Here is a 10,964-nt window from a genome sequence, read left to right as displayed (position 1 = left end):
GCGGCGCTGTCGCAGGTCGGGATCAAGACGCTGCTGGTCGATGCGAACCTGCGCAACCCGCGGATCGACACCGTGTTCGGCATCGACCCCAACGGTCCGGGATTGTCGACCTATCTGTCGCTGGAAGTGAATCGCCCGGAACGGGTGGTCTATCCCGATGTGCTGCCGAACCTGTCGGTCATTCCGGCGGGGCCGCCGGTCGCGCGGCCGCAGGAACTGCTGTCGGGCACGCGGTTCCGGTCGGGCGTGGATATTCTGTTGCGCCAGTTCGACGTCGCCGTCTTCGATACGCCGGCCGCCAACGAGAATGCCGATGCGCTGACGGTGGCGGGTGTGCTGGGCTATGCGCTGATCGTGGCGCGCCGGAACCACGCGTTCGTCAAGGATGTGCAGGTGCTTTCGGCACAGTTGCAGGCATCGCGGGCGACGGTGATCGGATCGGTTCTGAACGAGTTCGATTGAGCGTCGTGCGCCGGGCCTGCGGGAGAACCCTGACATGGATGCAGTAACCGATTCGGCCCGCACCGGGTTGCTGGACCACGTCCGGCGCCACCCGATTCTGGCTCTGGGGCTGCTCGTCACCATCGTGCCGACGCTGATCGCGACCGCGTCGGAAAGCTGGACATCCGAATCCGGGGTCCATGGCCCGCTGGTGCTGGCGACCGCTGCATGGCTGATCTGGCGCGACTGGGACAGGATCGTCGCGGATGCGCGGCCGGGCAGGCTGTGGATCGCCTTCCCGCTGCTGCTGGCGGGGGCGGCGTTTTACATATTCGGGCGCGCCTTCAACTTCCTGATGATCGAGGTTGCAGCACTGCTGCTGGCGCTGGTGGCGATCGCCTATGCGTTCGTCGGGCGGGCGGTGCTGGTGCGGATGTGGTTCCCGATCTTTTATCTGGGGTTCCTGATCCCGATACCGGGCTGGGTGCTCGATTCCGTCACGCAGCCGCTGAAAATCATGGTCTCGGACATCGTGACGTGGATTCTGGCGGCGGTCGGCTATCCGATCACGCAGGTCGGGGTTACGCTCTATATCGCGCAGTATCAGTTGCTTGTCGAAGACGCCTGTGCGGGCCTCAACTCGATCGTCAGCCTTACGGCGATCGGCCTGTTCTACATCTATCTTATGCACAACGCTTCGTGGCGCTATTCGCTGCTGCTGCTGGCGTTTCTGCTGCCGATCGCGATTGCGGCAAACGTCATTCGCGTGATCATTCTTGTGCTGCTGACATACTATGCAGGCAACGAGGTGGCGCAGGGGTATCTGCACGGCTTTGCCGGAATCGTTACGTTCGTATCGGCACTGCTGCTGTTCTTCCTGCTGGACCAACTGCTGTCGCCGCTCCGCCGCTGGCTGGGGCGCACCACTGAGGGAGGCGATGATGCTCGGTCGGCGTGAACTGCTTCTCGGGCTGCCGCTGCTGGCGGCCGCTGGCGGTGCGTTCGCGCTGAAGCCGCGCAAGCACCTCAATCTGCTGGACGGCAAAAAGCTTGAAAAGCTGGTGCCGTTGAAGATCGGAACATGGTCGGTCACGCCGTCGAACGCGATGATCCTTCCCGAAGCGACCAAGGGCAGCCTTGCCGATCAGCTATACAGCCAGACCGTCAGCCGGCTGTATCTGTCGGATCACGACGTGCCGATCATGTTGGTGATCGCCTATGGTGATACCCAGTCGGACCAGTTGCAACTGCACCGGCCCGAGGTTTGCTATTCGTCGGTCGGGTTCCAGATCAGCGGATCGGAACAGGTGTCGGTCCCGGTAACTCCAACGGCGATGCTTCCGGCGCGGCATCTTGTCGCCACCAGCAACGAACGCACGGAACCGATCCTCTATTGGACCAGAATCGGTGATTATCTGCCTGCCAGCGGCAGCGAACAGCGGCTGCTGAAGCTGCGCACGGAAATGCGCGGCTATGTGGCGGATGGCGCGCTGGTGCGGATGTCGACCGTCGGAGAGCCGACCCCGGAAGCATTTGCCGCATTGCAGCGGTTCGCGACCGAGATGCTGCATGCGACAAGCCCCGCCGGCCTTCCGGCGCTGGTGGGACGGCCGCTGGCGGCAGCGATTCTGGGAACAAAAGGATGAAGGTGACGGGCCGGGAGAATCTTTTGCCCGTCGTCAGGCAGGGGCCGGGAATTTCAGTCGCGCGAACGGCCGAACGGATGCAGGAAATACTGGACGAAAGCCAGAATGCCGACGATGCCGCCAACCGCTACGACATGCCACACGGTCTCGCCGGTATCGATGGCATGGTTGCCGACCTGGTTGATCACCGCACAGCCCACGGCGGCGGCGAAATAGGGCCACATCTGATCGCGCTCGGGACCGACCGACCGTTGGAGGAACAGCACGATCAAACCCGCGAAGATGGCGATCGTCACCCAATCATAGACGGTTTCCATATGCTTCCCTCCCTGACACGCATGGGCCTTGCGCCCCGGGGGCGAACAACGCCCCATCACCTTGCGGGAGCTACATGCGGCGCGGGCCGACTGCAACAGCAAGTTGAACTAGTTTACCTGGGGGCGCGCAGCGCCGCCGTGGCGGGGGCTGCTGCGTGAACGAACAGCAGAACCCCGAACGGATCAGCCCCGCCATGATCGAGCCGCCACGGCGCTCGGCGGTGCCGATCGATCTCGTCGTTCTCGTCGTGCGGATGGTCGAGTTTCTGACCGTCATTCTGGCGGGTGTCGTCGCCCTCATCCTCTGGGTGGGGGAAATCGGCACCGGTGGCCTGCCCGACTATTATCGCACCATGTTGATGGGCGCGCTGATCTTCGCGCTCGTGGCGGAAGTGATGGGCGCCTACGACGTCGATTGCCACTTCTCGTTGCGGCTTGCGTGGCAGCGGGTGCTTGGTTCCTGGGGGGTTACCGGCCTGTTTCTGGTGACGATCGGCTTCCTTGTGAAGATATCCGAGGATTTCTCGCGCGGGTGGGCCGTTACGTGGTTCGTGACCGGCGTGTTCATGGTGGCCGCAACCAGGGCCGCGATGACGGTCTGGATACGGCGCCTGAAGGGGCAGGGCATCTTCAACAGCCGGGTGGCGATCTATGGCGCGTCGGCACAGGGGCAGCAGCTTGCCCAGTATATCCGTGGCAACCCGCGCCTGACGATCAGTCTCGTCGGCTTTTTCGACGACCGGCGCGATGGCCGCGTGCCCGTCATCGTCGAGGATCTGCCGGTGTTCGGCACTGCCGACGATCTGGTCGCGATGATCCGCGACGGGCTGGTCGATCAGGTGATCGTGGCGCTGCCGTGGTCGGCGTCGGCGCGGATCCAGCAGGTGGTGCAGAAGTTCGTGCTGACCCCGGTGCGTATCCGTCTGGCGCCGGACATGGCCAATTTCGCCTTTGCCCATCGCCCGCTGGTTCTGCTTGGGCACATGCCGGTGATCACCCTGTTCGAACGGCCGATTTCCGGCACCGACGCCGTGGTGAAGCGGATCGAGGATCTGGTGCTGACCAGCATCATCCTGCTGTTCCTGTGGCCGATCATGCTGCTGGCGGCGATCGCGGTGAAGCTGGACAGCCCAGGCCCGGTGTTCTTCCGCCAGCCGCGCGAGGGCTTCAACAACCAGCGCTTCGACGTGCTGAAGTTCCGTTCGATGACCGTGGACGACTGCCAGACCGACCATGTGCAGCAGGCGCAGCGCGGCGATTCCCGCATCACCCGCGTGGGCCGCATCATCCGCGCCACGTCGATCGACGAGCTGCCGCAACTGCTGAACGTGCTGAAGGGCGACATGTCGCTGGTCGGGCCTCGGCCGCACGCGCCGTCCACCCGTGCAGCCGGGCGGTTGTTCCACGAAGTCGTGCAGTCTTATGCGGCGCGACACAAGGTCAAGCCGGGGATCACAGGCTGGGCGCAGGTCTGCGGCTGGCGCGGAGAGACGGATACCGAGGAAAAGCTGGTGAAGCGCCTGGAACACGACCTGCACTACATCGAGAACTGGTCTGTATCCTTCGACCTGTATATCCTGCTGCGGACGATCGGCGCGGTGCTGTTCCCGAAAAACGCCTTCTGACATCCGCCGCAGCGCAGGCGGGCCATGGGCAAACCGCCCACGGCTGTGGCATCAGCATCGCATGAGCATTTCACGCCCGCTGCTGCTGTTCGGCGCGCTTGCCGTCGTCGCGGCGATGGCGGCATCGCTTGCCGGGGCTTCGGCCTGGATATGGGGGCCGGCGCTGCTGGCGGTGTTCGCGCTGATCGCCGTTGGCGCCGCCACGCGACCGCAGGCGAACGGACCGGGCGGAACCACTGCACCGGGCGCGCCAGTCAGCGCGGCTGACGACAATGCCGCGCTCATTCCGCTGGATGTGCTCGATTATCCGGCGATGACGGTGTCGCCTGCGTGGAAGGTGGTCGCGGCCAATGGCCCGGCGCTGGCGCTGTTCGGGCAACGGATCGTCGGCGCCGATCTGCGCTTGCGGGTTCGCCATCCGGCAGTCGTTGAACTGGTGCGCGCGGCACTTTCCGGCGAAAGCCCGCCCCCGCGCGAGATTGCGAACCTTGGCGTGCAGGGCGGTTCGTTCTGCGCGCAGGCGGCGTGGGTGGGTGGTCCGCGCGTATTGCTCAGCTTCACCGACATGACGCGCGAACGGCTGACGGATCGCATGCGCGTCGATTTCGTGGCCAACGCCAGCCACGAACTGCGCACGCCGCTGGCCAATATCGCGGGTTTCATCGAGACCTGTCAGGGACCGGCCGCCAACGATGATGCGGCGCGGCAACGCTTTCTTGGCATCATGCAGGCCGAAGCCGAGCGGATGGCGCGCCTGATCGACGACCTGATGAGCCTGAGCCGCATCGAGCTGGACAAGCATGTCCGCCCCGATCGGCCTGTGTCGCTGGCGCCGCTTCTGCACGAGGTGGAGCGCGCATTCGGTGGCAAGGCGGCAGCCGATGGCCGCAGCCTGCTGATCGAAGTGGCGGGCGGGCTGCCCGATGTTGCCGCCGACCGCGACCAGATCCTGCAGGTGCTGCACAATCTGGTGTCGAACGCGCTGAAATATGGTGCGCCGGAAACCCCGGTCACGATCACGGCTGCCCTCGACCTGTCGAACCCTGCCGAGCCGATGGTGCGGGTGTCGGTCGTTGACCGGGGCGCGGGAATCGCCGCCGAGCATCTGCCGCGCCTGACCGAACGCTTCTATCGGGTCGACACCGGGCGTTCGCGTTCCATAGGCGGAACCGGCCTTGGCCTGGCGATCGTGAAGCACATCATCGAGCGCCACCGGGGGCGGATGGAGATCAGCAGCCGCGAGGGTGAGGGGACGACCGTTTCGTTCCTGCTTCCGGCGATTGCGGCAGAGGCCGTCACAAAACTGCAATGAGATGCTGCCATGCCCGCCATGAAGCCGCAGGCAGATTGCTTGTGGCGCACGGAACATGGGCGGCCCCGGTGGGGCAAGCTGTTGGGGTAGCATGTGAAACTGGGGTTTCGGCAGCGCAGTCTCGGGGTTGCGGCAGTCGCGCTGGCGGCGACGACGGCGCTTGTGGCGTGCGCTGATTCGCGCACACAGATCCGCATCGTCGGTTCGTCGACCGTTTTCCCGTTCACTACGGCGGTTGCGGAAAATTTCAGCCGTAACAACCCCGAATATCGTGCACCGATCGTCGAGGCGACGGGCACGGGTGGCGGCATCAAGCTGTTCTGCGCCGGCGCCGGTTCCCGCTTTCCCGACGTGGTGAACGCGTCGCGCCGGATCAAGCGCAGCGAGGTAGAGGATTGCACGCGAAACGGCGTGAAGGGCGTCGTAGAGGTACAGGTCGGGATCGACGGCGTGGTGCTGGCACAGGGAAAGCGGGCGCAGCCGATGAACCTGTCGCTGCGCGATGTCTATGCGGCGCTGGCCGCCGAGCCGTTCGGCAAGCCGCAGACGGCGCGCACATGGCAGGACGTGAACCCGAAACTTCCGGCAATTCCGATCCATGTGATCGGTCCGCCGCCCACTTCCGGTACGCGTGACGCCTTCAACGAACTGTACATGGTGGCGGGCTGCGACGCCGAGCCTTCGATGCGGACGCTGAAAAAGGCCGACGAGGGCCGCCACAAGCAGGTCTGCAACCGCATCCGCGAGGACGGGGCCTATGTGGAAGCAGGCGAAAACGACAATCTGGTGGTGCAGAAGCTGGCTGCGGATCCGCAGTCGGTCGGAGTGCTGGGTTTTTCGTATCTTGAACGCAATCTAGATACGCTGCGCGATGTGGCGATCGACGGGGTTTCCGCAACGCCCGACAGCATCGCCGAGCTGCGGTATCCGGCGTCGCGGCCGCTGTTTATCTATGTGAAGGCGCAGCATGTGAAGGCAATTCACGGGCTGGCCGAGTTTCTGGCCGAATATGTGAGCGAGCGCGCCTGGGGGCCGGGCGGGTATCTGCAACGGCGCGGGCTGGTTCCCTCGGCCGAGCATGTCAGGATTGAAAACCGCGCGCGGGCGACTGCGCTGTCGCCGCTCAGCCTGGAGGATCTGGCGTGAGTATCTGGACCGTCACCCTTGCGGTGCTGGCGCTTGCGGTGCTGGGCTTCTGGTTGGGCGACCGGCGTGCGCGCGCCTTTTCGGCTGCTGCAGGCCCCGCCGTCGGCGCCGTGCATTCGCGGCCGCACCATCATGGACTTTATGTCGCGATTCTGGCGCTGCTGCCGGCGCTGCTGGTGATCGCGGCATGGGCAGCGCTTGCCGACAGGCTGGTGTCGGCGGAGGTGCTGGCCAGCCTGCCCGCCGGGGCGATCGGAACTGCCGATCTCGACCGTTCGGCGTTTCTTTCCGAAGTGCAGGGGCTGGTGCGCGGCGACTATGCGGCGGCGTTCAACGTCCATGCGGATGCAGCGGCCGAAGTCTGGCGCGAGTCGGCGTTGCGCTATGGGCTGCTGTTCGGAAGCGCGGCGCTTGCTGTCGGTACGCTTGGCGCGCTGTGGGGCTGGAGCAGGCTCAGGCCGGATTTCCGCGCCCGAACCCGCGTCGAGCGGTTTGTGATGGCGGCGCTGGTGACGGCTTCGCTCGTGGCGATCCTTACAACGTTCGGCATCGTCGCCAGCCTCTTGTTCGAAAGCTTCCGCTTTTTTCAACTGGTCAGCCCGATCGAGTTTCTGTTCGGCACGCAATGGTCGCCGCAGACGGCGATGCGGGCGGATCAGGTAGGCTCGTCGGGGGCGTTCGGCGCGGTGCCGCTGTTCTGGGGCACGGTATTCATCGGCGCGATCATCGCCATGCTGGTGGCGATACCACTTGGCCTGATGACGGCGATCTATCTGACGCAATATGCAGCGCCCGCTTTCCGCAAGGTGGCAAAGCCGGTGCTGGAGGTTCTGGCCGGTGTGCCGACGGTCGTTTACGGCTTTTTCGCCGCACTGACGGTGGCGCCTGCCGTGCGTGATTTCGCGGTGGCGGTCGGCATCCCGAATGCCAGTTCCGAAAGTGCGCTGGCCGCCGGTCTGGTGATGGGGGTGATGATCATTCCCTTCGTTTCGTCGATGGCCGACGATGCGCTGACCGCCGTTCCACGTTCGATGCGCGATGGCAGCCTGGCGATGGGCGCGACGCCATCGGAAACCATTCGCAAGGTGCTGATTCCGGCGGCGCTGCCGGGCATCGTCGGCGGCGTGCTGCTGGCCGTCTCGCGCGCGATCGGTGAAACGATGATCGTGGTGATGGCGGCCGGGCTTGCCGCCAACCTGACGGCCAACCCATTTTCAAGCGTCACCACGGTGACGGCGCAGATCGTCGCCCTGCTGACCGGAGACCAGGAGTTCGACAGCGCCAAAACGCTTTCGGCTTTCGCGCTGGGGCTGGTGCTGTTCCTGGTGACGCTCGCCCTCAACATCTACGCGCTGGCCGTGGTCAAGAAATACCGGGAGGCCTATGACTGACCTTGTCGAAACCGGGGTGCGCGTGGCGCCGACCGCCTGGGCATCCGAGGAAATGCAGCAGCGCATCCGCCGCCGCTATCGTGCCGAACGCATGTTCCGGGCGACGGGAATCGCTGCACTTCTGGTTGCCGCCGGTTTCCTGCTGTTCCTGCTGACGACCGTCGTCCAGAGCGGCTGGACCAGCTTTCTGCAGACCGAAGTGCGGGTGCCGATCCAGATCGATGCGGAACGCCTTGGCGTGACGGCGGATGAAGCCCGCGCCGACCCGCGCCTTTTGCAGCGGGCGGACTTTCAGGGTGTGGTGCAGGATGCGGTCGATGCGGCGTTCGGATCGCAGGTGCCGGTTGTTTCAGAAGGGGCGTGGCTGGCGTTGCGGCGGGAAGTTACCCGGAAACCGGCGCTGATCGGCACCAAGGCGGACATGTGGCTGATCGCGACATCCAACATCGACCAGCTTGCCAAGGGCCGCATCGACCTTGCCGCCGACGAAGCCAACCGGCCCGTCAGCGATGCCGAAGTCGCCATGTGGCGCAAGCTGGTGCAAGACGGGCAGATACAGACGGTCTTCAACCGCACCTTCCTGACAGCGGCGGATTCCGTCGATCCGGAACTGGCCGGTGTCTGGGGTGCGCTCAAGGGCAGTTTCCTGACGCTCGTCGTCACGCTGGTCCTCAGCTTTCCGGTCGGGGTGCTGGCCGCCATCTACCTCGAGGAATTCGCGCCGCGAAACCGCTGGACCGACGTGATCGAAGTCTCGATAAACAATCTGGCTGCCGTGCCGTCGATCATCTTCGGCCTGCTGGGGCTGGCGGTGTTCCTGAATTTCATGAACATGCCGCGCTCGGCGCCGATCGTCGGCGGGCTGACGCTGGCGCTGATGACCTTGCCGGTGATCGTGATTGCCAGCCGTGCGGCGATCAAGGCGGTGCCGCCGTCGATCCGCGATGCGGCGCTGGGGATCGGTGCGTCGCCGGTGCAGGTGGTGTTCCATCATGTGCTGCCGCTGGCGCTGCCGGGCATGCTGACAGGCACGATCCTGGGGATCGCCCGTGCGCTGGGGGAAACTGCACCGCTGCTGATGATCGGCATGCGGGCGTTCCTGACATCGGTGCCGCAGGGCTTTTCGGAACCCGCAACCGTGCTGCCGGTGCAGGTGTTCATCTGGTCCGACAACGTGAGCCGGGGCTTCGTCGAGAAGACCAGCGGCGCCATCATCGTGCTGATGGTGTTCCTGCTGGCGATCAACAGCCTTGCGATCTATCTGAGAAACCGTTTCGAGGTGCGCTGGTGAGTGGAAATCTGAACATTGCAGCGACCGCAGCCGGCGCTGCCCCGGTGACGACGCTGAAGATGACCGCGCGGGACGTGCGGGTGTTCTATGGCGCTTTCGAAGCCATCAAGGGCGTGTCGATCGACGTCTCGAAAGAGGATGTGACCGCCTTCATCGGCCCTTCTGGCTGCGGCAAGTCGACGTTTCTGCGCTGCCTGAACCGCATGAACGATACGGTCGCGGGCGCCCGTGTCGTCGGCAAGATCGCGCTCGACGGGCAGGATATCTACGACCCGTCGATGGACGTGGTGCAGTTGCGTGCGCGGGTCGGCATGGTGTTCCAGAAGCCGAACCCCTTCCCCAAGAGCATCTACGAAAACGTGGCGTATGGTCCGCGTATTCATGGCCTTGCGGCGCGCAAGGCCGACATGGACCAGATCGTCGAGAAGTCGCTGCGGCGGGCCGGCCTGTGGGACGAGGTGAAAGACCGGCTTTCCAGCCCCGGCACTGCGTTGTCGGGCGGGCAGCAGCAGCGTCTGTGCATCGCGCGCGCGATCGCGGTGAACCCCGAAGTCATCCTGATGGACGAACCGGCCTCGGCGCTGGATCCGATCGCGACGGCACGGATCGAAGAACTGATCGACGAACTGCGCGGCCGCTATGCGATCGTGATCGTGACGCACAACATGCAGCAGGCGGCGCGGGTCAGCCAGAAGACGGCGTTCTTCCATCTGGGAACGCTGGTCGAATATGGCGATACACGGGAAATCTTCACCAATCCCAGGGAAACCCGCACCAAGGACTATATCACCGGCCGCTACGGCTAGCAGTTGCCGGGGCGGGCAGGGCGCCCGGCGGCACCAACAGTTGGATCGAGCGCTGGCCGTGATATCGTCAGGGCGCACGCTCCCGAGGAGGCGAAGATGGTCAATATTCCAACCGCACACACCGTCCGCTCGTTCGACGCCGAGATCAATCAGCTTCGTTCGCTGATCGGCCAGATGGGCGGTCTTGCCGAGGCGCAGATCGCCGATGCAGTTGATGCGCTGCTGCGGCGCGACGCGGAAACGGCGGCACAAGTCGTCGCGCGCGACGCCGAGCTGGACCGCATGGAAGCCGAAGCCGAACGCATGGCGGTGACGATCATCGCCCTGCGCTCGCCCATGGCCGACGACCTGCGCGAGATCGTTGCCGCAATGAAGATTTCCGCCGTCATCGAACGCATCGGCGACTATGGCAAGAACATCGCCAAGCGGGTGCCGGTGCTGGCGCAGACGCCGCCGGTCGGGCCGATGGTGATCCTGCCGGAAATGGCACGTGCGGCCGCTGCGATGGTGCGCGATGCGCTGGACTGCTATGTCGACCGTGACCCGGCGCTGGCGTTGCAGGTGATGGAGCGCGACCAGCGGGTCGATGATTTCTACAATTCGCTGTTCCGGTCGCTGCTGACCTACATGATGGAAAATCCCCATCATATCAGCGCCTCGACGCACCTGCTGTTCATCGCCAAGAATCTGGAACGGGTGGGCGACCACGCCACCAACATCGCCGAGATGGTGTATTTTTCGGTGACGGGCGAACACCCCGAGGACCGGCCGAAGACCGACCGCACCACCTCGATGGCGGCCGAGCAGTCGGGCAAGTGAATGCCGCACGACCGAAAATCCTGCTGGTCGAGGACGACGCCAATCTGGCGGAACTGATCCGTTACAACTTTGCGGCGGAAGGCTTTGACATCACCCACACCAGCGACGGCGACGATGCGCTGCTGCTGGTGCACGAGGATCGGCCCGATCTGGTGCTGCTTGACTGGATG

The 10,964-nt window shown here is 64.7% G+C and carries 12 protein-coding genes; 11 read left to right on the top strand and 1 reads right to left on the bottom strand.

Translation table 11 applies throughout. The features are described from left to right. From AC16JP_RS02605 to epsI, 3 genes are all read left to right on the top strand, one after another. Positions 1 to 462, top strand: a 462-nt coding sequence (locus AC16JP_RS02605; RefSeq protein ID WP_484339041.1) for a CpsD/CapB family tyrosine-protein kinase, incomplete at its 5' end; no start/stop codon positions are given. A 34-nt stretch (positions 463 to 496) separates the two neighbouring features. Then, positions 497 to 1,399 carry an exosortase V gene (gene xrtV, locus AC16JP_RS02600; protein ID WP_484339040.1) on the top strand — a complete coding sequence of 301 codons (903 nt, stop codon included), beginning with the start codon at positions 497 to 499 and terminating at the stop codon, positions 1,397 to 1,399. Continuing rightward, positions 1,383 to 2,087 carry an exosortase-associated protein EpsI, V-type gene (epsI, locus tag AC16JP_RS02595; protein WP_484339039.1) on the top strand — a complete coding sequence of 235 codons (705 nt, stop codon included), beginning with the start codon at positions 1,383 to 1,385 and terminating at the stop codon, positions 2,085 to 2,087. Before xrtV ends, epsI begins: the two co-directional genes overlap by 17 nt. Positions 2,088 to 2,140: 53 nt before the next feature. Here the strand turns inward: epsI and AC16JP_RS02590 are convergent, their stop codons facing one another. After that, positions 2,141 to 2,404: an XrtV sorting system accessory protein gene (locus AC16JP_RS02590; RefSeq protein WP_484339038.1), complete on the bottom strand. Its 264-nt coding sequence runs from the start codon at positions 2,402 to 2,404 to the stop codon at positions 2,141 to 2,143. 155 nt (positions 2,405 to 2,559) lie between these two features. On the opposite strand from AC16JP_RS02590, the gene AC16JP_RS02585 reads away from it, so the two are divergent. The 8 genes from AC16JP_RS02585 to AC16JP_RS02550 all read left to right on the top strand — a co-directional run. Continuing rightward, complete coding sequence (locus tag AC16JP_RS02585; RefSeq protein ID WP_484339037.1) at positions 2,560 to 4,029, top strand: undecaprenyl-phosphate glucose phosphotransferase; 1,470 nt, start codon at positions 2,560 to 2,562, stop codon at positions 4,027 to 4,029. A 61-nt stretch (positions 4,030 to 4,090) separates the two neighbouring features. Then, complete coding sequence (locus AC16JP_RS02580; protein WP_484339036.1) at positions 4,091 to 5,341, top strand: sensor histidine kinase; 1,251 nt, start codon at positions 4,091 to 4,093, stop codon at positions 5,339 to 5,341. A 93-nt stretch (positions 5,342 to 5,434) separates the two neighbouring features. Then, entirely contained in the window at positions 5,435 to 6,487 is a 1,053-nt protein-coding gene (locus AC16JP_RS02575) for a substrate-binding domain-containing protein (RefSeq protein ID WP_484339035.1), read from the top strand. Next, on the top strand, positions 6,484 to 7,878 hold the full coding sequence (gene pstC, locus AC16JP_RS02570) for a phosphate ABC transporter permease subunit PstC (protein WP_484339034.1): 1,395 nt from the start codon (positions 6,484 to 6,486) through the stop codon (positions 7,876 to 7,878). Before AC16JP_RS02575 ends, pstC begins: the two co-directional genes overlap by 4 nt. Continuing rightward, on the top strand, positions 7,871 to 9,169 hold the full coding sequence (gene pstA / locus AC16JP_RS02565; RefSeq protein WP_484339033.1) for a phosphate ABC transporter permease PstA: 1,299 nt from the start codon (positions 7,871 to 7,873) through the stop codon (positions 9,167 to 9,169). Before pstC ends, pstA begins: the two co-directional genes overlap by 8 nt. 59 nt (positions 9,170 to 9,228) lie before the next feature. Next, positions 9,229 to 9,975 (top strand): phosphate ABC transporter ATP-binding protein PstB, encoded by a 747-nt coding sequence (gene pstB / locus AC16JP_RS02560; RefSeq protein ID WP_484339043.1) that lies wholly within the window; start codon positions 9,229 to 9,231, stop codon positions 9,973 to 9,975. A 96-nt stretch (positions 9,976 to 10,071) separates the two neighbouring features. Continuing rightward, entirely contained in the window at positions 10,072 to 10,794 is a 723-nt protein-coding gene (gene phoU, locus AC16JP_RS02555) for a phosphate signaling complex protein PhoU (protein WP_484339032.1), read from the top strand. Continuing rightward, the coding region (locus tag AC16JP_RS02550) for a response regulator (protein ID WP_484339042.1) at positions 10,791 to 10,964 on the top strand (174 nt) is incomplete at its 3' end. The genes phoU and AC16JP_RS02550, both read left to right, overlap by 4 nt.

The organism is Sandaracinobacteroides sp. (genome assembly GCF_057137845.1).
The sequence above is the reverse complement of the archived record's forward strand: the minus strand, read 5'-3'. Positions and strand labels throughout refer to the sequence as shown.